The 24,242-nt window shown below is 43.8% G+C and carries 23 protein-coding genes; 20 read left to right on the top strand and 3 right to left on the bottom strand.

All coding sequences use genetic code 11. The features are described 5' to 3' along the window. Positions 1-16 precede the first annotated feature (16 nt). On the bottom strand, positions 17-898 hold the full coding sequence (locus tag AC6B99_RS06185) for an ROK family protein (protein ID WP_494862807.1): 882 nt from the start codon (positions 896-898) through the stop codon (positions 17-19). A 192-nt stretch (positions 899-1,090) separates the two neighbouring features. Here AC6B99_RS06185 and AC6B99_RS06180 point away from each other — a divergent pair, with 192 nt between their 5' ends. The 6 genes from AC6B99_RS06180 to AC6B99_RS06155 all read left to right on the top strand — a co-directional run bounded on the left by AC6B99_RS06180 (position 1,091) and on the right by AC6B99_RS06155 (position 7,904). Continuing rightward, positions 1,091-2,554: a glycoside hydrolase family 32 protein gene (locus tag AC6B99_RS06180; RefSeq protein ID WP_046232306.1), complete on the top strand. Its 1,464-nt coding sequence runs from the start codon at positions 1,091-1,093 to the stop codon at positions 2,552-2,554. 56 nt (positions 2,555-2,610) lie between these two features. Continuing rightward, positions 2,611-3,945, top strand: coding sequence for an ABC transporter substrate-binding protein (locus AC6B99_RS06175; protein WP_496663003.1), 1,335 nt, complete (start codon positions 2,611-2,613; stop codon positions 3,943-3,945). Between the two features lie 104 nt (positions 3,946-4,049). Next, positions 4,050-4,925, top strand: a complete 876-nt coding sequence (locus AC6B99_RS06170) for an ABC transporter permease subunit (RefSeq protein ID WP_494862802.1) — start codon at positions 4,050-4,052, stop codon at positions 4,923-4,925. Between the two features lies 1 nt (position 4,926). Further along, entirely contained in the window at positions 4,927-5,760 is an 834-nt protein-coding gene (locus AC6B99_RS06165) for an ABC transporter permease subunit (RefSeq protein WP_494862800.1), read from the top strand. A gap of 14 nt (positions 5,761-5,774) precedes the next feature. Beyond that, positions 5,775-6,863 (top strand): glycoside hydrolase family 172 protein, encoded by a 1,089-nt coding sequence (locus AC6B99_RS06160; RefSeq protein WP_056033227.1) that lies wholly within the window; start codon positions 5,775-5,777, stop codon positions 6,861-6,863. 48 nt (positions 6,864-6,911) lie between these two features. Beyond that, positions 6,912-7,904, top strand: coding sequence for a LacI family DNA-binding transcriptional regulator (locus tag AC6B99_RS06155; protein ID WP_056033230.1), 993 nt, complete (start codon positions 6,912-6,914; stop codon positions 7,902-7,904). A gap of 518 nt (positions 7,905-8,422) precedes the next feature. On the opposite strand, the gene AC6B99_RS06150 is transcribed toward AC6B99_RS06155, so the two are convergent. Beyond that, the gene (locus tag AC6B99_RS06150) at positions 8,423-8,776 is read right to left on the bottom strand and encodes a winged helix-turn-helix transcriptional regulator (RefSeq protein WP_081418719.1); all 354 of its coding nucleotides are present in this window, start codon (positions 8,774-8,776) and stop codon (positions 8,423-8,425) included. Between the two features lie 191 nt (positions 8,777-8,967). Between AC6B99_RS06150 and AC6B99_RS06145 the strand changes: the two genes are divergently transcribed. The 4 genes from AC6B99_RS06145 (at position 8,968) to AC6B99_RS06130 (ending at position 13,406) form a co-directional block, all read left to right on the top strand. After that, on the top strand, positions 8,968-10,002 hold the full coding sequence (locus tag AC6B99_RS06145) for an LLM class flavin-dependent oxidoreductase (RefSeq protein WP_046232312.1): 1,035 nt from the start codon (positions 8,968-8,970) through the stop codon (positions 10,000-10,002). A gap of 26 nt (positions 10,003-10,028) precedes the next feature. Continuing rightward, positions 10,029-11,153, top strand: coding sequence for an NtaA/DmoA family FMN-dependent monooxygenase (locus AC6B99_RS06140; RefSeq protein WP_496663002.1), 1,125 nt, complete (start codon positions 10,029-10,031; stop codon positions 11,151-11,153). Positions 11,154-11,509: 356 nt separating this feature from the next. After that, complete coding sequence (locus AC6B99_RS06135) at positions 11,510-11,935, top strand: MarR family winged helix-turn-helix transcriptional regulator (protein WP_056033237.1); 426 nt, start codon at positions 11,510-11,512, stop codon at positions 11,933-11,935. A 367-nt stretch (positions 11,936-12,302) separates the two neighbouring features. Continuing rightward, positions 12,303-13,406, top strand: a complete 1,104-nt coding sequence (locus AC6B99_RS06130; RefSeq protein WP_496663001.1) for a Gfo/Idh/MocA family protein — start codon at positions 12,303-12,305, stop codon at positions 13,404-13,406. A 21-nt stretch (positions 13,407-13,427) separates the two neighbouring features. On the opposite strand, the gene AC6B99_RS06125 is transcribed toward AC6B99_RS06130, so the two are convergent. After that, positions 13,428-13,973 carry a TetR/AcrR family transcriptional regulator gene (locus AC6B99_RS06125; protein ID WP_056033243.1) on the bottom strand — a complete coding sequence of 182 codons (546 nt, stop codon included), beginning with the start codon at positions 13,971-13,973 and terminating at the stop codon, positions 13,428-13,430. Positions 13,974-14,209: 236 nt separating this feature from the next. On the opposite strand from AC6B99_RS06125, the gene AC6B99_RS06120 reads away from it, so the two are divergent. The 10 genes from AC6B99_RS06120 to AC6B99_RS06075 all read left to right on the top strand — a co-directional run bounded on the left by AC6B99_RS06120 (position 14,210) and on the right by AC6B99_RS06075 (position 23,987). After that, positions 14,210-14,971, top strand: a complete 762-nt coding sequence (locus AC6B99_RS06120; protein ID WP_496663000.1) for an SDR family oxidoreductase — start codon at positions 14,210-14,212, stop codon at positions 14,969-14,971. 400 nt (positions 14,972-15,371) lie between these two features. Then, a complete protein-coding gene (locus AC6B99_RS06115; protein WP_494862905.1) occupies positions 15,372-15,749 on the top strand; it encodes a Gfo/Idh/MocA family oxidoreductase in 378 nt (125 codons plus the stop codon). A gap of 273 nt (positions 15,750-16,022) precedes the next feature. Next, on the top strand, positions 16,023-17,369 hold the full coding sequence (locus tag AC6B99_RS06110; RefSeq protein ID WP_081418721.1) for an NtaA/DmoA family FMN-dependent monooxygenase: 1,347 nt from the start codon (positions 16,023-16,025) through the stop codon (positions 17,367-17,369). A gap of 14 nt (positions 17,370-17,383) precedes the next feature. Beyond that, positions 17,384-18,124, top strand: a complete 741-nt coding sequence (gene nfsA, locus AC6B99_RS06105) for an oxygen-insensitive NADPH nitroreductase (protein WP_056033253.1) — start codon at positions 17,384-17,386, stop codon at positions 18,122-18,124. A 135-nt stretch (positions 18,125-18,259) separates the two neighbouring features. Next, a complete protein-coding gene (locus AC6B99_RS06100) occupies positions 18,260-18,685 on the top strand; it encodes a MarR family winged helix-turn-helix transcriptional regulator (protein WP_056033256.1) in 426 nt (141 codons plus the stop codon). 106 nt (positions 18,686-18,791) lie between these two features. Next, positions 18,792-19,028: a DUF896 domain-containing protein gene (locus AC6B99_RS06095; RefSeq protein ID WP_496662999.1), complete on the top strand. Its 237-nt coding sequence runs from the start codon at positions 18,792-18,794 to the stop codon at positions 19,026-19,028. 316 nt (positions 19,029-19,344) lie between these two features. Continuing rightward, on the top strand, positions 19,345-19,743 hold the full coding sequence (locus AC6B99_RS06090) for a MarR family transcriptional regulator (RefSeq protein WP_494862772.1): 399 nt from the start codon (positions 19,345-19,347) through the stop codon (positions 19,741-19,743). Between the two features lie 46 nt (positions 19,744-19,789). Continuing rightward, the gene (locus AC6B99_RS06085; RefSeq protein ID WP_494862770.1) at positions 19,790-21,133 is read left to right on the top strand and encodes an SCP2 sterol-binding domain-containing protein; all 1,344 of its coding nucleotides are present in this window, start codon (positions 19,790-19,792) and stop codon (positions 21,131-21,133) included. Between the two features lie 338 nt (positions 21,134-21,471). Continuing rightward, a complete protein-coding gene (locus AC6B99_RS06080) occupies positions 21,472-22,254 on the top strand; it encodes an SDR family NAD(P)-dependent oxidoreductase (protein WP_494882153.1) in 783 nt (260 codons plus the stop codon). Positions 22,255-22,742: 488 nt separating this feature from the next. Then, a complete protein-coding gene (locus tag AC6B99_RS06075) occupies positions 22,743-23,987 on the top strand; it encodes a glutamate-5-semialdehyde dehydrogenase (RefSeq protein WP_496662998.1) in 1,245 nt (414 codons plus the stop codon). Positions 23,988-24,242: the final 255 nt, after the last annotated feature.

Raw genomic sequence — 24,242 nt, 5'->3', positions numbered from 1 at the left:
TCATATAATTTACCTCTTAAGCCCATCCCTTTATAGCCTTGATCCCTAGCGCCAGAGCGCCGCTTAAGCCAGCATTGTCACCTAGACCAGGAGGTACTATATAAGTATCCATTGGCTCCAGAATTTCAGGCGCAGCAACATAGCCGTTCAGCGCCTGACGAACTTCGCTTCGGATCAGTGGAAACAATTGTTTCTGGTGCATGACGCCTCCGCCCAGGATCACACGCTTCGGAGACATCAGAAGAATCACGCCTGCGATGGCTTGGCCCAAATAATAAGCTTCCATTTTCCATGCCTGATGCTCCGCTGGCAACATAGTACCTTTGACGCCCCAACGCTTCTCGATTGCCGATCCAGAGGCCAATCCTTCCAGGCAGTCGCCATGATATGGACATAGGCCTTCGAAGCGATCCTCTGGATGCCGCCGAGTCAGGACATGACCGCCTTCGGGATGAACAAGTCCGTGGATCAGCCTGCCTTCTGCATATACGCCCACTCCAACACCTGTCCCGATTGTATAGTAGACGCAGTTGTCCAACCCCTGGGCCGCGCCCCATTGGACTTCACCAAGGGCGGCAGCATTCACATCCGTATCGAACCCAATCGGCACTGGAAAATGCTGTTTCATAACCCCCACGAAGTCAAAACCTCCCCAGCCCGGCTTGGGTGTAGTGGTCACATGCCCGTACAAGGGGCTGGATAGATCCATATTAATCGGCCCGAATGACCCGATACCAATAGCCTGAACCCCTCTATCTTTAAAATAATCAACCGCCTGTTGCAATGTCTTATCCGGAGTCTCCGTCTTAAAGCTGATCCGGTCCAGAATTTCACCTTCCTCATTGCCTACTCCGCAGATGAATTTTGTTCCGCCTGCTTCAATTGCCCCAATAATCATGTTACGTCTCCTTTGTCTAGGAAAGGATGGACTTTCCAATTTTTATTTTTGGTAAACGTTTTACTATAATATAATTACAAAAATGTTTTCCGCATCATTAATACTAATATACAAACAAATGAAACCGTTGACAAGACTAAAAATTGTGTTACTATATGTTTGTAAAACGTTTTACTAATGGAGATGATGAGAATGAGGAAAGTGTTCTACAGGCCTGCGAATGGCTGGGTTGGTGATGTGATTCCGTTTTATGACAATGGGGAGTACAAGCTCTACTATCTTCACGACGAGAGAGAGGGGGGAGACTATGGCAACCATACCTCATGGAATTTGCTGGCCACCAGAAATGGACTTGACTTTAAGGATTATGGAGAGGTTCTGCCGAACGGAGATGAAACCGCTCTAGACCGGAATGCGTATACCGGCTCTGTGATCAAGGACAAGGAAGGTATGTACCATCTTTTCTACACGGGACATAATCCCAACCCTGCGTTTTGCAAGGATGGTAAGCCCTTACAAGTTGTGCTGCGGGCTACGGGTACCGACGGCATTCATTGGACGAAGGATAGCGGTTTTAAACTGTACGGGGATGAAGTGATTTATGAGCAATTTGATTGGCGTGATCCCTTTGTATTCTTCAACGAAGAGAAGCAGGAATATTGGATGCTGGTCACCACCAGGGAAATGAACTCTTCCGAGAAAAGAGGAGGGTGCATCGCACTTCTGACTTCTGATGACCTTGTGAACTGGAAATATGGTGAACCCTTCTACAGCCCGGATAAATACATTACGATGGAATGTCCCGATTATTTCAAGATGGGGGAATGGCACTACCTGATCTACTCCACCTTCAGTGAGAAGTTCGTCACCCATTATAAAAAGAGCAAAACAATCGATGGCTTATACACATCACCGACGCTGGACACCTTTGATGGCAGAGGATTTTATGCAGCCAAAACAGCTTCCGACGGCTTGAAGCGGTACGCCTTTGGCTGGGTTCCATCGAAGAAGGGCTCGAATGATTTTGGGGATTGGGAGTGGGCGGGCACTCTGGTTGCCCATGAGCTGCACCAGAACGAACACGGAGAACTTCTTGTGAGAATGCCGTCTTCCATCTATGGACATTTTAACAAGGAAGAGCGAATTCTGTTGCAAGAGGAGAAAAATTGCATTCAGCAGGATAACTGGCTGCAGCTTTCTTCTCCGGATGGGCTAGCTTATAGCGTGCTTAACTCTTTGCCTTCTCAGGTCATGCTTGAGGCTTCCTTTACGGATTGGCAGCGTGTGAAGGACTTTGGCATCGCAGTTCGCACGGACAAGGCGCTGGACAATGGTTACTTCATCAAATTTGATCCTTTTCATAACCGGATTGCCTTTGATATGTGGCCAAGAACAGAACCGGGATTCTTTCAATGGCAAATTGCCGGGGACAAGCCGCAAATGATTGAGCTGGAGCGTCCATTTGATTTTGCGAGTCACAGCCAGATTCATTTTCAGTTGATTCTCGAAGAAGATATCCTATGCCTGTATGTAAATGATGAAGTCGCCATGACAACGAGAATCTATAACTTCAAGGACGGTCATTTTGGTTTTTTCGTAAATGAAGGAGCTGTAAAGGTTCAGGACATCACCATGAAGACAAATGTTGAGCTTTAACTGGCAAAAAGGCTTCACGGCAATTATAGGGATTAATTTATTGGAGGGGTTTTAATATGACAAAAAAATTGTCAAAGGTTATCACTGGTCTTGCAGTTTTCTCCTTGGCAGCAACTGTTCTGGCAGGCTGCGGTAGCTCCGCAGACAACAATAGCTCAGATAATGCTGGTTCCTCGAATTCACCTAAGGAGCAAACGCTGACCTGGCTCTCGGCCAGACCGGAGAATGGGGCTATTGTTCAGACGGTTCGTGAGCTTGCTGACCGATTCGCCGCCGATCATCCGGGCTTTAAGCTGGATATTCAGGTAACAGCGGACAGACCTTCTTACCTGACCAAACTGAGAACGCTGGTTGCTTCAGGAAATATGCCGGACTTCATTGATAGTGATGCCGATCCTTTCGCTCAGGAACTTGTAAACGCAGGCTACCTGGTGGACATGGAGAAATTCCTAAAGGAGGAGGGAGTGTACGACCAGTTCTATAAGCCTGCGCTAAAATATCAGGAGTTGCCGGATGGAAGCCTGTATCTTCTGCCGATGGAATACCATATGGAAATGACATGGTATAACAAAAAAATATTTGCTGACAACAACCTTGAAGTGCCCAAAACCCTCGACGATCTGCTTGCGGTCAGCGATGCGCTTAAAGACAAGGGAATTACACCTATCGCTGTTGACGGCGTTGATGTATGGCCAGTATTGCGTTATGCGGCTATGTACCCGTTCCGGACCACAGGCAATCAGTTCATCCGGGATTTGAGTCAAGGCAAAGCCAAAATGTCCGATGCGACAGGCATGCAGGCGGCGAACTTTGCTTCTCAAATCGGAAAATACTTTCAGGATGGATTCGCTACCACCGATTATACGACAGCCAGAAATCTGTTTCTGAACGGCCAGGCTGCCATGTACAACATGGGAACTTGGGAAATACCATCCTTTGTGGAAGACAGCCTGCCGGAAGGACTCAAGGGCAATGTGGATTATTTCTATCTGCCAACCACCAGCAATGCGGTCACACCGAACAATGAATTTTTCGGCAACAGCGGCATCGGACTTGGAGCTTCCGCGAAAACATTCGATGGACTGCCTAAGGAATTCCTGAGCTATGTGCTGAAAAATTACAGTGATGTCTATGTGGCCAAACAACAAATGTCACCGCTAAAATTCACCATTGATGACGAGTCCAAATTCTCCGAACTGTTCCTGCGGATTAAAAAGGATATGGACAACTACGGCTCAGAGTTTGCCAAGCCTTGGGATACTCTGCTTGATCCGAACACCAACTCGGTGATGAGCGACCTGATTACCAAACTGACCATGGGCTTTATGACTCCAGAGGATTTTGCCAAGCAGATTGATGATGCCATTGCCAAGAATACAGCCAGCAAATAAGAATATTAGTTCTTCTTATACCATGATAATTCTCCGCCTGGACGATAGGCCGGGCGGAGATCTTTATCAACAGTAACGTGATTACAGAAGCGGGGTGACCCTATATGAATGTGCTTAAAGACAAAAAAGCATGGTTAATTTTTATATTGCCGGCTTTGATATTTTATTTAGGAACGGTCTTTGTCCCCATTATCCAGTCTCTTAAATACGGTTTTCAGCAATGGAATGGCATTCAGGAGCCGCGTTACATCGGCTTTGATAATTATATTGCAATGTTCAAAGATTCGTATTTCTGGAATGCTGTGCAAAACAATCTGGTATATGTGGTAATTGTGGTATTTATGCAAGTGTTTATCGGCTTGTTTTTTGCCCTGTTGCTCTCCTATGTTAACAAAGGTGCAGGAATCTTCAGAACACTGTATTACCTGCCAGCAGTTGTTGTAACCATAGCTATTGCGCAAATGTTCCGAAATTTTTATTCCCTTCAGCCTCTTGGTCTATTGAATATGTTTCTAGATTGGGTGGGCCTGAGCCATCTTCAGTCCGCCTGGCTCTCCAATCCCGATACTGCATTAATCGCTGTATCCATCCCTGAGGGATGGCGATTTATCGGGATGTATATGGTTATCTTTTATGCGGCGCTAATTGCAATTCCCAAAGAAATTGAAGAAGCGGCTAAGATTGACGGTGTAAACGGCTGGCAACTTATTCGTTATATTAAGCTTCCGAGCATCATGCATGTGCTAGGCCTATCTTTGATTATGTGTACTACAGGGGCTCTGAGGGGCTTCGATATTCCTTACATTATCGGTGTGCCAGGGTCTTCAACAGAGTTGGTTACCACCTATATGTATAAACAAGCGTTCTCCACCATCCAGTATGGATACGGAAGTTCGATTGCTGTGTTCATCGTTATCGAAAGTCTGCTTGCAGTATTGCTCATACGGGCTATTTTTAATTCAAGAAAAGGAGATGCCTGACATGTCCAAGAAGAAAAAGCTCTCCTATTCTCTTTTGTATATTCTGGTCATTGCGATTCTGCTGATTCAAATTTATCCGGTAGTCTGGCTGATGCTATCCAGCTTTAAGTCGAGCATCGAGTTGACTACACAGCCGTTTGCAATGCCTTCGTCCTGGTCGTTCGAAAACTATGCGAGTGTATTCCGGGAGAGCAGCCTGCTGCTATATATCAAGAACACCGCTATTGTGACGTTTACCTGTCTCGCACTGATTGTGTTTCTGAGCGCGACGGCAGGCTTTGCCCTTGTCAAAATGATCAACCGACTGAATTCGAAGCTGCTGTTGTTCTTCACGATAGGCATTATGATTCCGATTCAGGTTACGCTGATTCCTCTGTTTATTATGTACAAAGATTATGGTTTGCTCAATTCGTATGCGGCGCTGATCCTGCCTCAGGTTGGTTTTGCCTTGCCATTGTCTATTCTGATCTTCACCAGCTTCTACAGATATGTGCCGGGTGAACTCCTAGAGGCTGCAGTAATCGACGGATGCAACATTTTTCAGGTGTTTTTCCGAATTGTTTCGCCGCTTACGGTTAATACCACCATTACGGTGGCATCTATTAACTTTATTTTCATCTGGAATGATTTCGTGTTCTCTAATACGTTCACGAATGATAAGGCATACAAGACGATTGCCGTTGGGCTGCAGGAATTTATTGGTGCCTTTGGGGCTACAGACTGGGGCCAGACTTTTGCAGCAATCAGCATCAGCATTATTCCCATTATTGTTACGTACTTGTTCTTGAATAAATATGTGATGGCCGGTGTATCTGATGGCGCAGTTAAAGGATAAGGAGACGATTAACCATGCAATCCATGAATCAGCTGTTTGGTAGAATGAAAGGTAGGAGCAGAGCGATTACGGCGGAGAATCCACAGGGCCTCAAAGGGGAGGGCGGTAAAGCGGAAGGTCCCCTTGGCGTTGCCCGCAAAGGCAAAGCGTTCATCTCGCTCGCGCAGGGAGAAACCGCAACGCTTGTTGATATTGAAGGACCCGGAATCATTCAGCATATCTGGATGACCGTTACCGATAAGACCGAATCGGGCTGGTTCGTCCTGCGTGATCTTGTGCTGCGCATGTACTGGGACAATGAAGAACATCCATCCGTTGAAGTACCGCTGGGCGATTTCTTCTGCAATGGCTTTGGGGCACGTACGGTTGTCAATTCACTGCCGATTGTCGTTAATCCGGTCGGCGGTATGAACAGCTACTTTGCCATGCCCTTCCGCCAAGCTGCGAAAGTAACGATTACGAATGAGCATCCGCAGAGTATTGAGGCGTTTTTCTATCAATTCGACTATATGCTGGTTGATGAATTGGATGAGGATATCGAGTATTTTCACGCCCAATTTCGCAGAGAAAATCCTACTGTGCTGAGGCAGGATTACACCCTTATTGATGGAATTAAAGGAAGAGGCAAATTTATCGGTACCTATATGTCCTGGACTTCTCTATCCCGTTACTGGTATGGTGAAGGAGAAGTGAAATTCTATATCGACGGCGACCAAGATTGGCCGACGATTTGCGGTACCGGGGCCGAGGACTATTTCGGCGGTGCATGGGGGTTTGTAAAGTATGATAACGGAAACCCGGTACATGAGCAAACCTACTCGACTCCCTTTATGGGTTTTCCTTATTTTGAGACGAGAGACAATACACGGTCACATATTTATGATGGGGCGGCTTGCCCGATGCGGGGCTTCTATCGTTGGCATATCCTTGATCCAATACTGTTCGAAGAAGATCTGAGGGTGACCGTACAGCAAATTGGACATGATGGCCAAGCTTTATTTGAACGAAGTGACGATATTAGTTCGGTAAGCTACTGGTATCAGACTGAACCGCATCAGTCGTTCCCAGAATTTCCGGCAGTAATGGACAGGCGTCCGCGATAACTGCGGAGGTGCAGGCGTTGTCCAAGTAAATTCGCAGAGGTGCATCAAATGGCAAAAAAAAGAGTTACGGTAGTTCAGGTCGCCAAAGACGCGGGCGTATCGCCTGCAACGGTCTCTCATTTCATGAACGGCAATTTTCACCGGATGCGTCAGGAGACACGAGATAAAATAAGCGACTCGATCACCAAGCTCGGATATCAGGTAAATCCCGTTGCCAAAAGCCTGATTACCGGCAAAATGCATACCATCGGACTGGTTCTGTCAAACAGTACATACGATGGTTATTTTGAAGATTTGTATTTCTTGCATTTTGCCAAGGTGTTGAAGCAACAACTGAAGACTATGGGCTACAAGCTGATCCTCCTGGACTTTGATGAGATATTTATGAATATCCAAATGGTCGATGGAATTATCGTAAAGGCCACCTCGGAGACAGAAAAATTCATGCCCAGACTTATGGAACTCAACGTTCCGGTAATTACCATTGGCAGGCATAATCTATCCTACGGCGCCCATATTGTCCGAGTGAATGACTATCAATGCGGCCAAACGGGAGTGGACCATTTAATGTCTCAGGGATATCAGAAAATTATCATTCTGACCTATCCACATGGTGAGGTTCCTGGTTTCGACGATAGGTTGAATGGTGCTTCCCGCTCTCTTCAGGAGAAAGGGAATCTGACGACGGTCATTACAGGAGATATGACAGAAAGCTTCGGGTACGAAACTGTGATGCAGTTGGTCAAGAATGGCCAGCTACCGCAGGCGTTGTTCTGCCTCAATGATATCACTGCCATTGGGGTGTTGAAGGCTTGTAAGGATCTGAATCTGTCCATACCGGAGAAGCTTGCGGTATTGGGTGTGGATGATATGCCGACTGTATCCGAGTTGCTCAGTCTGTCCACGATCCGGCATCCGATTAACGATCTGGCGAAGAATGCCTCTGAGCTAATAATTCAATCTATTGAAACGAAGGGGGAATCTGCTCATCCTGTCGACAGGATGTTCCCCATTGAACTAATGGCAAGACTTACCAGTTGAGCAAGCATACCAGGAACACGCGAAGGTTAGAGAGGATACGGGCTGTCGAGAAATTTTCGGCAGCCTTTTTCTAAATAGTATGACTAGCGAAGCTAGGCACAACTAGCCGGTGAGAGTTCGGTCGAGGTAGGAGCTAAGTCACAAAGTGCACCGTGACGATATCATCTGGCAAGCATGTAGGCGAGTGAAAGCAAGGGGCGGAGCGGTGGTTTGGATGGGATAAGCATCACTTATATCGTCAAAGACGACTACGGGGAAGAAGGATTTGTAAACGAAGTCCAAAACAGTCTGAAAGTAGGGAAGTAACATTCCTTATCAGCAAGGAGAAAGGAAATACTGAAGTCGGACGGGAAGATGCGCCCCTAAGGCATTCCTGCTCTCCAAGAAAGCGTCGTCCAGATGGCGACAAAAATGGTGATGGAGCCGGAATATGCTCATGACTTTTTTGACGCTGCATTCCATTCGTTTATGGCCTAAATAAGTTTGCGTATACGCCTTAGTTTGGAACTCTATCGAGCTTAAGGTTTTTCACCGTATTCTTTACCGAAGTCCTCCATTTTTTCAAGGATCGGTAGTAATTTGTTTCCCTTGTCTGTTAACGAATACTCTACTCGCGGAGGAACTTCTGGATAAACATCACGTTTTATAACTCCATCGTTCTCCAACTCTTTAAGCTGCTTTGTGAGAGAGCCTTGTGATAAATCTCCAAGAAATTTTTTTATATCCGTGTAACGGCGTGTTTCTCCTTTTAGATACCATAATATAAAATATTTCCAACGTCCTGAAAGGACATTTTGAGTTAAGGCTATCGCATACATGTCTCTATTTTCATCCATAAATTCTTGCTCAAATCCTTCATTACAAACCTTCATTATTGTCACTCCCACTCTAAAGGTACAAAAAGTTGTACTAGGTTCATCTATATTGCCCTCTTTGCAAATGAACCTAATGACTTTATGATTATGTCATCAAACACAAGTAAACAGTTAGTAAGCTAAATGAAATTTCGAATTTATATTTAGTAAGCTAATTAAAATATAACACAGAAAGGAGTAATTGATAAGTGAATACAGCCAATAGACTAAAACTTTCGATTTTGGACTTTGTTCATATTTATAAAGGAACTGCGGCTACGAAAAGTCTTCAAGACATGACGGAAATGGTTCAATTCGCAGAACAGTGGGGATTCAACAGGTATTGGTTCACTGAACACCATAACACAACAACTTTGATGGGTACTTCACCAGACTTGCTGAGCCTGCATGCAGCAGCTCACACCAAAAGCATTCGAGTAGGTTCCGGGGGGATCATGTTGCCTAACCACAGCCCCTTGAAAGTGATGGAGAACTTTACTCTTCTCGAAGGATTATATCCAGGGCGTATTGACCTCGGGATTGGCAGGGCTTCGGGTACTGATGGCAGAACGATGTTGGCATTGTTAAGATCACGAGAATTAATGGAGGTTAATGATTTTCCTGAGCAATTAGATAACCTGCTTTCCTTTTTTGAACGTAACTTTAAAGAAAACCACCCGTTTAGTCACATCAATCCTCCTGGTGATAAATCAATGGTTCCAGATATGTTTATGTTGGGATCTAGCGAGGGTGGATTGCATTTTGCCTTGGAAAAAGGATTAGGATTTGTATTTGCTGCTCATTTGGCCCCACAACTAGCTATTCCCATGTTAAGAGCTTATCATTCGGGTTTTAAACCTTCGTCGTATTTAAGTGAACCCCAAAGTATGTTAACGACGATCGTTATTACAGCTGAGACGGAAGAAGAGGCTAAATATATAGCAGGACCGGCGGAGTTAATGTGGGCACAGATGAGTACAGGGACGAGAAATCTTACGTTTCCTACACCTGAAGAAGCCAAAAATCACACATACACTCCTCATGAAGAGCTGGCGAGGGAACGAAATAAAGAACGTTTTGTGATTGGAAGCGTTGGACAGGTTGCTGAGCAACTTCAACAAATTGCGAAAGCAAGTTTAGTGGATGAAATCATGATTGCAGACTTTTATCCTAATCAAGAAAGCCGAAAGAAAGGGCATGAATTATTGGCAAAGGAATTAAATTTATCGCAGGGGGAGCAATGAACTCGCGTAAAGGAGACCACCCAACAATGGAAAGAAGAAAACTTAAATTAGGTGGTATCATTGATGGCGTTGGTTGGAATCACACGGGTTGGCGCCACCCCGATATTCCTGCAGATGCCAGTGAAAATGTTGATTATTACGTTCAAAAAGCCATACAGCTTGAGCAGGGTAAGTTTGATCTCATTTTTTTAGCTGACGTCAGCCATATTGGACCTGGCATGATACCACACTATCTAAGCATGTTTGAGGGCGTATCTATATTGTCTGCATTAAGTATGGTGACTCACTCCATTGGCTTGGCCGCAACAATAGCTACTTCGTATGCTGATCCATTTACGGTTGCCAGGCAGATAGCCTCGCTGGACAAGATTAGCAAAGGCCGAGCAGGATGGAATGCGATCACCTCCAATCCAGGAGGATTAGCCAATTACAGTCGGTCCCATTTAAGTAAAGCAGATCTTTATCCCATGAAAAAAGAGTTTTTAGAGATCGTTGAAGGCCTATGGGATTCGTACGAGGACGATGCTTTCATACGTGATAAAGGAAGCGGGATATTTTTTGATCCTAGTAAAATGCATCCGATAAATTACAGCGGGAATTACTTTTCAGTGGAGGGGCCATTAAATGTTAGTCGATCTCGACAAGGAAGACCGGTCGTCTTTCAAGCCGGCACCTCCTTGGACTTCATGAATGTAGCTGCAAAGCATGCCGAAGTCATCATGGCGCCAGATGATTTTGATTATCTTAAAGGATTCGTTTTTGAACTCAAAAAAAGAGTGCAAAATCAAGGACGTTCACCAAACGATCTACTGATTATGCCTTCACATAGCCCCATAGTTGGCAAAACGGAAAAAGAAGCATTAGAAAAGCTAAGGGAAATGGAATCATGGATGCCTAAAGGTTATCGCATGCCAAAACCTACATTGATGGGATCCGCTGAGAATGTTGCAGAAAAAATAGAACATTGGTATAGAGCAGGCGTTATGGATATATTGCTGATTAGACAAGACTATCCGGCAGGATTTGAGGATTTTATTCAATTAGTTGTACCTATTTTGCAAGATAAGGGCATATTCCGAAAGGAATATGAGGACAACACTCTTCGAGGTAATTTAGAACTGCCATACCCTGAAAACAGGTATAAGAAGTAATAATTTTAGTCAAAAATGCTGGAATTGCAGCTACGAAGTCCTACAAGGATACAACCATTGATTATTGGAACTTGGCACTAGATATCAATGCATTGCTATTCAAGCTTTATCCAAGGCTCTGAGCAAAGACCAAATTACAGAACGCGCGCAAGAAATACCCATCAAAAGATTAGGGCAGTCTCAAGAGGTTGCAAATCTAAAGTTAGTATATGAGGCCAGCTATAATCAAAGCCTCATATACTATCACTTTTATTTATGTTAATAAAATTTGAAGGAAGTCATCATACGTTAATTTTCACATCCATCTCCCTCGATATAGCCAGCCCGCTAAATAAAATGAGAGTGAGGATGAATGAATGACAGATCAAGTGGATTGTGATATTCGTCAGTCGTTAGACCGAGTTTCCTCTCAAATGCGTCGACATTATAGCGACTCTCTAAGAGAACTAAACCTTTACGCGGGTCAAGATAATTTACTGTGTCGCTTGTGGTTAGATGATGGAATCACACAAATGCAACTCAGTGAACATCTAAAATGCGAACCTCCTACGGTAACCAATATGGTTAAATCATTAGAGCAAAATGGGTTTATAACCCGGAAACGCGATGAACAAGATGCAAGAGTCATGCGAATTTATCTCACCGACAAAGGAAAAGAATTAGAGGTTCCTGTTAAGATCAAATGGAAAGCACAACAGGAAAAATTGCTACAGGCCGTTACTATAGAAGAGCGTTTGAACCTCCGAAAATTAATTCAGAAATTGGAGAGGAATTTATCATGAGCTCTCCATCTTCTTTATGTATGCAACAGGCTAAATATTTTTGATTTAATATCAGAATGAGCAAAGGGATTATTTGGAGTTGCTATTCCATTTGTGTAATTACCCAAAGAAGAGAGGTTACTTTTTGAAAACAATGGCTATAATCGGCGCTGGGCCCGGCCTAGGTTTCTCACTGGCCTAAACTTTTGGAAAACATGGTTTTCGCATCGCTCTGGTATCCAGAAGCCAGGACAAGCTTAATCAATACGCAGAACAGTTGAATGAGATGAACAGTAGAACATATCAAGATTTTTTCATAAGTGATTGATCTGATTAAGAACAGGATACAGCTGAATTAGTACATTTAAAAATAAGGGAGATGTTTTCATTGGATAAAAAAATTCGTACAGGAATCATAGGTGCTTCAATTAATAATGGTTGGGCGAGTGGTACACATATTCCAGCCATTGAGCATTTGGATGAGTTTGAGCTTACTGCAGTGGGGACAAGTAATATGGCGAGTGCGAAGAAGAGCGCAGAAGCTTTCCATGCAGATCACGGCTTTGATAACATGGAGGAACTGGCTCAACATCCTGATGTGGACATGGTCGTCGTCAGTATTAACGTCAAGGAACATTATAATGCGGTTAAAGCCATTGTGCCTGCTGGAAAACCGATCTATTGCGAATGGCCACTGGGATCAAATACGAATGAAGCACTGGAAATGCAAGAATGGGTAGCTTCCTCAAAATTGCCAAATGCGATTGGATTACAGGCCAGACAAGCCCCAGCCATTCAGTATGTGAAAGATTTATTGGCAGAAGGTTATGTTGGGAAAGTATTGTCTGCCAATCTAAAGATCTCCATTGATGGCATGGGTGGCGTGGGTGACAAGTCCAGTGCGTACTTGTTTGATCGGAAGATTGGAGGGAACTTGCTAACAATTGTAGGTGGACATAATCTGGATGCATTTACCTACATGCTCGGGGACTTTACCGAACTTTCTGCCCTTACAGCACAGCAGTTTCCTGAAGTCGAATTGGTGGATATTCAGAAAGTCATCAAGAAGACGACAAATGATCAAATACTGATTACTGGAAAATTAACGAGTGGTGCCGCAGCCAGTGTTCATATTCAAGGAGGAGTCAAACATCAAACAGGACTAACACTTGAAATTTTTGGAGATAAGGGCACAATCGTGCTGAGTGCGCCTGCATCCATTCAATTCGGATCACACCAATTACGCGGTGCAGGACCTACTGATAACGAGCTTCGTGAACTAACCATTCCGGATTCCTATTACTGGGCCCCGCAATCTCTAAAGAATGACTCAGGGTTTGTTCTGAATATGGCTCAAGCTTATCGTAAGTTCGCCCAAGATATTCAAGAGGGAACATCCTTAGCTCCTACTTTCGCGGATGCGGTGAAACTTCATCAGTTACTGGATGCCGTTGAAAAATCAGCACAGACCGGTGAACGTCAATACTTTTAATGCTTAGTTCGATGTTTTCGATTAGTCAATTTGTATCATTTGAACAATATGCTCAGCTATACTTTGTTCTGTTAGTTTAGTTTGTTCAGCAGTATGCAGAGTAACTGCTTCATTAATCATGTTGGCATAGATTTGTACGTACAAAGTACGTTCATCAGAGTATATTTCCTGCATACAAAGATTCAAATAATGCTTTAGTGCAATGACTAATTTTGAAGAGAGTAGAGGAATAATTTTGTTATAGTTCCGGCGACATTTCTTTTTGACTTGTTGATGATACTCAAATGCTGCGAATACTAATTGCATCATATTGTCTTTTGTAAATGTACACACACCATTAGTATGTTGTTGAATAAGTTCTTCCGCTGATTTTCGTATAATCTCATTCAACAATTCATATTTATCTTGGAAATGAGCATAAAAAGTTGCTCTATTGATTTGGGCCCGTTCCGTTAAATTTTGTATTGTTATTTTATCAAAATCTTTTTCTTCCATCAGTTCAAAAAGTGACTCAAAAATGGATTCTCTTGTTCGAGTTGTACGAATATTTCTTACTTTAAGTCCCATGGATATAGCTCCTTTTTTTAAACCAACAAATGGCTCGCATTGTTGGTTGTTCCTCAATGATGTTCCGGATACAATTGAACTACTAAAGCAACTATTGTTGTAATAGTATAATACTAAGAAGGTGGTTAGTCCATTCAGAAACTTTAAAGTGCAAGGTTAATAGTAAGTACAGATTTCATCTAACAATGTAATAAAATTTCAAAGTAATTAAAAACCAAATATTGGAGGAATTTTAAATGAAACTTACAGGAAACACGATCTTCATTACAGGTGGCGGTTCAGGAATTGGACGTGCATTGGCAGAAGCTTTACACAACCTTGGAAACAAAGTAATCATCTCAGGTAGAAGAAAAGAGCGTCTGGAGGAAGTAATAAGTGCTAATCCCGGAATGTCTTCAGTTGAACTGGACATACAGGATCTTTCCAGTATTGAGGCAACCGCTAAGCAACTTATTCGGGACTTCCCTGATTTGAATGTCTTATTTAATAACGCTGGCATCATGCTTTTCGATGAGGCTGCGGGTGTGATTAATGAAGAGGTTCTGGTTTCAACGGTCTCAACAAACTTGCTTGGACCAATTCGAATGACGTCTTCATTAATCGAACATTTGAAGTCTAAAGAAGAAGCTGTGATCATTAATACGACTTCTGCGGTCGGGTTTGTTCCGTACGCAGCGACTGCGGTGTATTCGGCGACCAAAGCAGCGCTCCATTCCTATACCTTATCACAACGTTATTTGTTTAAAGATACAACAGTAAAAGTATTAGAAATCATACCACCTGGGGTTCAAACGGAACTCATGACAGATCTTAGTGACAGTCCGCATGCGATGCCACTTGGAGCATTCATTGAAGAAACAATAAGATTACTCGGTACGGATGCTGAAGAGGTTCTAGTGGAACAAGCGAAAATGATTCGTGATAATCAAGGCCCGAATGAAGGAGCTTTTGTAATGCAACTTAACGATATGGCGACCCAAACAGCAACAGGCCATTAATTTCATCCTTCTATGACTGTCGGTTTCATTGTTACCAAGCTATGCCTCAATTAAAGCTGATAGCAAATAAAAAATATCGTTGGGAGAGAGTCAATATGCTGATCAGCAATAATTATCAAAAGACTCCACAGGCACTTAATGTCGGGCTTTGGTGCAAGAACGACTTCTCTTGAAGTCGTTGATCGGTTTGAGCTTGATGGTAAACGTACTTTTTCGTTACAAGTTCTTGTCCCGAGCCAAGGGCAAGAACTTGAACTCTGAGATTTGTGCCTGCGCCTGCAGTTTGCAGACCGATTTGACCAAAGAGTTGAGGGGGATTAAGGACAGTAATTGGAATAGTAATTGAGTTGGCCAGAGGCTGGTACGACCTATACGAGCGTAGAATACAAGCAGAAGAGACATTCCCTATGGATATCATGCAGTTATTGAGCTAATTCATCAAACAGGACTAACACTTGAAATTTTTGGAGATAAGGGCACAATCGTGCTGAGTGCGCCTGCATCCATTCAATTCGGATCACACCAATTACGTGGTGCAGGACCTACTGATAACGAGCTTCGTGAACTAACCATTCCGGATTCCTATTACTGGGCCCCGCAATCTCTAAAGAATGACTCAGGGTTTGTTCTGAATATGGCTCAAGCTTATCGTAAGTTCGCCCAAGATATTCAAGAGGGAACATCCTTAGCTCCTACTTTCGCGGATGCGGTGAAACTTCATCAGTTACTGGATGCTATCGAAAAATCAGCACAGACCGGTGAACGCCAATATTTTTAATGTTTAAAAACTCGAATCCGCAGCGAACAAGCAAGCACATTGCAGCTGCGGATTTTTTACCGTTTGCAAACACTCCTAATCTAAAGGTACAAAAAGTTGTACTATGTTCATTCAAATTGCCCTCTTTGCAGATGTAACAAATAAATTTATGATGGTGTCAATGTCACTGAACAGAATAAAATCATTTAATATTTATTTAGCAGGCTAATTATTATGGCGCTACAAAAGGGTGATTCCACTCTTGGCCCATCCGTAATGAAGGAGAAGAACGTTATGGAAAAAAGAAGTAAGATGCAACTGGCACTACAGATGGTTTCTGGATATGGTGCTGAATTCAGCGCATGGAGGATGCCTGGCACGGACCCTGCAGCTTACACCAATATGGATAGTTATGTGGAGCGGGCTAAATTAGCTGAACAAGGAAAATTTCAAATGATCTTCATTGCCGATACTCCCGTATTATCCAACAACTTAGGTTCTCAGACGCCTATGTTCCCTATGGATCCTATGTTGGCACTGATGGCTGTAGCAAGAGAGACGAAACACATTGGGCTTGTTGCTACTCTCTCTACGACATTTAATTACCCATACAACATCGCACGTCAGTTCAAAGCACTGGATGTAATCAGTCATGGACGTGTGGGATGGAATGCGGTTACCACATCCGACCCCTTAGCGGCAGCAAATTTCGGTGCCCGGGTTACCGAACGCAAAGAGCGATATGACAAGGCACATGAGAGCATACAAATTGTTCAGGCCTTGTGGGGGAGTTGGGAATCAGACGCATGGACGTTAGATGTAGAAGGAGGGAGATTTGCCGATATGGACAAAATCCAGCCTATAAACCTTCAGGGTCAATATTATGCATCTCGTGGTCCTCTGCCCATTCCCCCTTCCGAGCAAGGACAGCCTGTTATTTTCCAGGCAGGTGGAGGAAGAGAAGGACTAGAATTGGCGGGGAAATATGCTTCGGGTGTCTACGCCAATCCTTATGATATAGCGTCTGCTCGTGAACACAGACAAGCAATCCGACAAAGTGCTGTCCGTTTCGGTCGAAACCCTGATGATATTAAGATGTTTGCAGGTTTTATGTTTTCTCTGGCTTCAACGGAAGAAGAAGCTCTGAATCGTCGGAAACAGCTTATGAACTTCAATCCCCAGGAAATCCCCAATAGGGTAAGTTATCTCGGTTCCATGATTGGTGTACCCTTATCGGTAAACTTGGTTGATATCGATAAGCCAATACCGGCTGACTTGTTGAAAAATGCATATGCCAACCCAAGGGACCCACGTTCTCCAATAGCCTTGAAATTGTTGTTGCAAGGTCTATCCGTTCGGGATGTTCTCGCTCACGGGGTAATCAACTATCATCCCGTCGTTGCAGGCACACCCACACAGGTTGCTGACTTTTTAGAAGAATGGTTTTTGGCTGAAGCATGTGACGGATTCTCAGTCGTACCCGACGTATCTTTTGATGGTGTTGCGGATTTTGTAAATCAGGTTATACCCATCTTGCAGGAGCGTGGTTTGTTCCATAAGGAATATGAAGGAAAAACACTACGCGAGAATATGAGCATTCCTTACGAATATGGAATGCGGGAATATGGAATAAACGAATAGAGGAGAGAATTTTAATGAATCATACACTTGAATTGCTTCATAACCATACATCATTTCGTTCTTACACATCTCAACCCCTGACTCAGGAACAAATCGATGCGATCTTTCAGGCAGCGAATCAAACTTCATCGTTCAGTCTCCTGCAGGCCGTGTCCATTATTCGAATCACCGATCCGATTCTTCGAAAAAAAGTCAGACACCTTTCTGTCAATCAACCTTATGTTGAAGAAGCGGCTGAGTTTTGGATTTTCTGTGCAGATTTCAACCGGAATCATCAAATTGCTCCGGAAGTGGATATCGAATATATTGAATTTCTGTTAATCGGTTCATTCGACGCCGGACTGGTAGCACAAAATGCATTGACTGCTGCCGAATCCATGGGGCTAGGCGGGGTATATATTGGTGGGATCAGAGCAAATATTAACGAACTATCTGACGTATTGGGTTTACCGAAGTATGTGATTCCTTTAGTGGGGCTATGCATCGGTCATCCAGCTGAAAAAAAGCCTGAGCTGAAACCTCGGCTGCCTCAATCCATGGTTTTACTTGAAAATCAGTATCAATCTCTTGATCAAGAAAAATTAGCTATCTATGATGAAACCATGTTGAAGTATTATGAAAATCGTCCGACGAGAGCCCCTTTCACCGTGAAAAAAGTAAAAGGATGGAGTGACCACATCCAAGATCATCTCCAGAGAAGTATTCAGCCTCAAATGATGGAGTATTTGAACAAACAAGGATTTGCCAAAAAATAAGTTTCGAACAAAGTCCTTTTGAACCTTAGAGCTGCCCCCCAATAGGCGGTAGCTCTAAGGTAAATTGACACCTGTAGTTCACCGTGATACATTTAGTCTGCTAAATATCATTCGGATGACAGGAAGGGATAGTTCATGACAGATGCAGTAGATTGTGATATTCGACAGTCGTTGGATAGGATTTCCTTCCAAATGCGTCGAAATTATAGTGAATCTCTTAGGGAACTTAATCTCTATGTAGGACAAGATAATTTGTTGTATCGTCTGTGGTTGGGTGATGGGGTAACACAGATGCAACTATGTGAACACTTGAAGTGCGAACCGCCTACGGTAACGAACATGGTTAAATCACTGGAGCAGAACGGATTTATATATCGTAAACGTGATGTACAAGATGCAAGAATCATGCGTATTTTTCTAACGGACAAAGGAAAAGAATTAGAAAAACCGGTTGAGATGAAATGGAGGGAGCAGCAGGAGAAATTGCTTCAATCCATTTCTAAGGAAGATCGGTTGATTTTAAGACATTTAATGCAACAAATGGAGAGGAATATAGTATGACTCTCTATTTCTTCGATATATACTTAGCTTGCTAAATATGTATGATCAAATTTGCTAAGTTTAATCAAGCTTGGTTCCACAAATAAAAACAGAGGAGCGTATGAACATGCTTATCCCATATCTGGACAAAATTAATGAATTAAGCAGGAAACAAAGTAATAGTGGTCTGACCGACCAGGAGAGATCAGAACAGAAGGAGCTTCGGCAAAATTACTTGAAAATGATTCGAGGGCAAGTTCAAACAACGATGCTTGCGGTATCCGTGGTAGATTCTAAAGGTAATGATGTCACCCCATCCAAATTGGTTGATGAAAAGAAAATCTTTTTCGATCAAAATCGCTAAATTAGCGGATTTTTTTTAGGAACCAAGTTCTTGTACGGAAATGAGGACAGGAACTTGGATATTACCAATCGGACCTGCAGTAGGTTTTTTTGTTTCGATAATGGGATTGTAGATAAAATGAAATGGAAATAAGAAGGCTTGTGCCCTCCAATGAAATTTCAGTTCTCTACTCTGCTTAAAAATGATCCGTCCAGGTTTAAGATGATTATCAAGATTGACATCGACACAATATGTGTATATACTCGCATTTATGAGAAAACATAATTCAACTTCAGATTTTTCAGGGACGACCAATTATATGTCAGAGTGCGCTTGCTTGAATTTAAGAAAAGCGTCCCGGTTCATTACCAGTGTATATGATGAATATTTAAGACCAGTCGGGCTTCGGGCAACCCAATTGTCTGTCCTTATGGCACTTGAACAGGCCGGGTCTGTCACCATTACATCTCTCTCCGAAATACTTCTGATGGATAGGACCACATTGCCACGGGATCTCAAGCCGCTTGAGAGACAGGGGTGGGTTTCGATCACGGAAGGGGAGGATCGCAGGAAACGATTTATTGCTCTGACACCCGATGGACAGGACCTTCTTAAGCGTACGCTGCCGTTATGGGAACAGGCGCAAACCCGTATTCGAGACTATATGGGTGAGGACCCTTACAAAGCTTTGCTTGGTCAATTATCTGATGTCGTTAAGCTGAACAAGCGAGATTAATTTTTTTCGTCAAATAGGTGTATATACACGTAATTAGAAAGGATAGATGAAAGTGGCCGATATGAAAAAACATCCCACAGTTGTGCGTTACTACGAGTCCTCTGCGCAATCCGCCACTCTTGACAACGAAACGCTTGATTATGAGTGGATACGTGAATTGTGTCTTAAGGCCGGAGCTGACGATGTCGGGGTTATATCCATTGAACGCTCCGAATTGGATGATCAGCGTAATGACATTCTGTCCGCATTTCCGCATGCTAAGACGATGATCAGTTTCGTTGCCAAAATGAATCGAGAACCGATCCGCACACCGGCACGATCCCTTGCCAATATTGAATTTCATCATACCGGCGATAAGGTAGCGGAGACAGCCCATCACATCGTGTCCGCATTGGAAGCGCGAGGGATACGGGCATTAAATTCAGTTATGGGTTTCCCGATGGAGATGGATAAGTTTCCCGGCAAGACCTGGGTCGTTTCTCTTAAGCCTGTTGCCGTTGCGGCAGGGTTAGGCCATATGGGCATCCATCGCAACGTGATTCATCCGAAATTCGGAAACTTTATTCTGCTTGGCGCCGTTATGATCGATGCCCGGGTCAACAAGGAAGACCGACCGATTGACTACAACCCGTGTCTGGAATGCAAGCTTTGCGTATCTGCCTGCCCTGTGGGCGCAATCGGTGCGGATGGACAATTTAATTTTTCTTCATGCGCTACGCACAATTATCGTGAGTTTATGGGCGGTTTTAGCGACTTTGTGGAAACGATCGTGGACAGTAAGAACTTCAAAGAGTATCGGAATGAAGTACCGATAACCGAAACGACTTCCTGGTGGCAAAGTTTGAGTTTCGGGGCTAACTATAAAGCGGCTTATTGCTTATCGGTTTGTCCGGCGGGCGATGATGTGATTGGGCCGTTTTTGAAAGACCGTAAAGGGTTCTTGAATGATATATTAAAGCCGTTGCAGGCCAAAGAGGAGACGATCTATGTAACCCCGGGCTCCGATGCGGAAGCGTATGTCATGAAACGTTTTCCCCATAAAACGGTAAAGCGCGTCGGGAATGGACTCAGGCCGAACACGATCCGCCTATTGATCACCCTGATGCCTCATGCATTCCAGCCGAAGCAGGCAACAGGTTTAAACAGCACCTATCATTTTACATTCACTGGAGATGAAAGGAGACAAACGACATTCGACATTCGTGACAATAAGCTCCAGATTCGGGACGGTTTTCACGGCAAGCCGGATATTCGGATTACGGTGGATAGCAGAACGTGGCTTAAGATCGTGGGGAAGGAAAAAAATGTGGCTGCGGCATTGCTGACAAGAAAACTGCGAATCAAAGGGAATCCCAAATTGTTGATGAACTTTGAGAAATGCTTTGCTTAATGGCAGTGTGTATACACTATTGTGCGTAGGGGGTTGAACCCGATGCATAATTGGAGAAACACGGCAATCATTGGTGGTTCAATGAGCGCATGAAAAAACATTCAAAACCGAAGGCGGCGATCGATATGATTTAAGTTGAAGGTTGTCGATCGACGCTTTGAACAACGCCTGGCACATACGTTCGAGCGGATCAAGCAAACGGAAGCTTTCATTATGAATGGATGGAAACGAACGAAGTAAAGCATGTTCGATGAGATTCTCAGTTTTGGCAATAAGCTTGCACAATAAAGCATGCAAAGCCACTATATAAATCATTCAAAGAGAAAGGATTGATTTTTATGAAAATGGATTCCAACACAATTCTTATAACGGGTGGAACATCCGGGATTGGATTCGAGCTTGCTACTCAGCTCATTCAGCTTGGGAACACCGTAATTATTACCGGGCGGGATCAGTCCAAGCTGGATCTAGCAAAAAAGAAACTTCCATTCATTTACACATTTCAGTGTGATGTAAGCAATCCGAAGGCCATTTCCGACCTTTTTGAAAAAGTAACCAGTCAATTTCCAGAACTGAATTTTCTGATCAATAACGCTGGGGTTATGCGTAAATTGAACTTTCATACCAAAGAGGTCGACTTAGAGGATATTAGTAGCGAGATTGAAATTAACCTCAGCGGTTCGATCCGCATGGTGAACCAATTCTTATCGCATTTAAAGGCGAAGAAATCCTCTGCGATTATGAATGTCTCATCCGCACTTGCATTTGTTCCTTATCCAGTATTCCCGGTATATTGTGCGACGAAAGCCGGTATTCACTCATTTACACAATCACTGCGAATGCAGCTAAAAAATACTAATATTAAAGTGTTTGAATTGGCGCCTCCAACTATTCAGACCCCTTTAATTAAAGCTCTTGAAGGTTACGAGATCAAAGGCGTAAAGCCAATGGAGGCCGATAAACTGGTTAGGTACGCAATCAAGGGTTTGGAAAAGGATCGCTTTGAAATCCTACCGGGCCAGAGCAGTGCGCTGAAGTTCATGAGTCGTGTTGCACCTCAGTTTATTTTAAATCAGATGAGCAAACCCGTTGATAAAATGCTGGCTCAAACCAAGAGTTAAATATACGGAACAGTGGTTGGCGGATCGTTTCGCCAAGGGCGGAAATGATTTGGTGCTGGTGGCGCGTATCTTTATTCGCCATGTGTATCCGGAGACGCTCTGCGTATCGAGTATGAGCTGACAGAAAAGGGAAAGGGAATGGAAGCGACGATACGGGAGCTGCACAAAAGAGTAGATTGCTTCGGCTGAACATATAATAATTTTATAAATCCGCCGTCAGGAAATTTGCTGAAAATGATGGTAATGACCTTCAGAGGTGATGATCAATTCTTTACTGAACATTCCAACATGGCGAGAACTTCCACTTATAAGGAAAAACTTCATCGAACAGTAAAATTAACGATGAAAATATTACAAAGATAATGATTTTATTTTTTTGTTTTTAGTAGAATGAACGTTCCTGTATGCACAGATTTCTCATTCATCTATTGAAACGATAGAATGAGCTTATTAACTTGCAGGAACAATATCCCAATTGGAGGTGCTCTATGTCTGAAGTGATTCTTAAAGCAACTCTGGCGCGGGGAGCGAATCCACTGCTTGCGAATGTATCCGCCAAACGCAAGAATGAGGCGCTTAATCGCATGGCCGACGCACTGCTGCGGAATACGATAAACATCATCGTGGCCAATGCGGCTGATCTGGCGCGAGGCCGCGAAAAACTTAGCGCATCCCTGCTCGACCGTCTCACGCTGAATGAGAAGAGGATCGAAGCGATGGCCGAAGGGCTACGACTAATCGCCGGGTTGCCGGATCCGATCGGCGAGACGCTGCAGGAATTTTCGCGCCCAAACGGGCTGCGCATCAAGAAGGTGCGTGTGCCGCTCGGAGTCATCGGCATTATTTATGAAGCCCGGCCAAACGTCACTGTCGACGCTGTCGGCCTTTGTTTTAAGACAGGAAATGCAGTCTTACTTCGTGGCGGCTCGGCGGCAATCAATACGAACAAAAGAATCGTGGAGATTTTGGTTGAAGTACTTGCCTCCTTTGGACTCCCTGCCGGTACCATTCAATTGATTGAAAACTCAGATCGTGCATCCATCGACGAAATGCTAAAGCTGAAAGGCTATATCGATGTGCTGATTCCGCGCGGAGGTGCTTCCCTGATTCAGAATGTCCTTAAGAACTCCAGCGTGCCCGTCATTGAAACAGGTACCGGCATTTGTCATACTTTTATCGACGACAGTGCCGAACCATCAATGGTTCGAGCCATCGCCCTCAACGCCAAGGTACAGCGGCCATCCGCATGCAATTCAATTGAGACTCTTCTTATTCATGAGGAATTTGCAGTCCGAGAACTGCCTGATCTTGCTACCGCGTTCCGCGAAGCGAACGTGGAGCTGCGAGGTGACCGCCGATCAATCGAACTCGTACCTGATATGTATCCCGCTTCTTCCGAAGACTGGGACACGGAGTATAATGACTATATTTTGAACGTACGTGTGGTCAGCGGACTTGAGGAAGCACTCGCTCATATCCGTGCACATAGTACGAAGCATTCCGAATGCATCATAACCGAAGATGACCGGAACGCTTTACTTTTCTTGAATGAAGTCGACGCATCTGCCGTTTATCATAACGCTTCGACGAGGTTTACCGACGGTTTCGAGTTTGGCTTCGGCGCGGAGATCGGCATCAGCACTCAGAAGTTGCATGCCCGTGGTCCTTTGGGACTCCCAGAGCTTACTTCTCACAAGTACAAAATCACTGGCAGCGGGCAAATCCGGCCTTGAAGATATAATCATTGTCATTTCGCACGACAAGAATGATACAAGATTTCGATTATGTCTGATGAGTGACCATGGGAGGGAAGTTCTTGTGTCATATAACAGTACGATAAAAGTAACGAGTAGTAGAACTACCAGGAAAAGTTTGTTAAATGGTTAGGGCTGTTGACTAAATGGGTTGAGGACATTACCCTCAACCCATTTTTGTATTTATAGATTCTTGGCTTTATTTGAAATGCCAGTTCATCCCTTACGCTATCG

Source organism: Paenibacillus liaoningensis, assembly GCF_059609455.1.
This window is presented reverse-complemented; position numbering and strand designations above follow the sequence as displayed.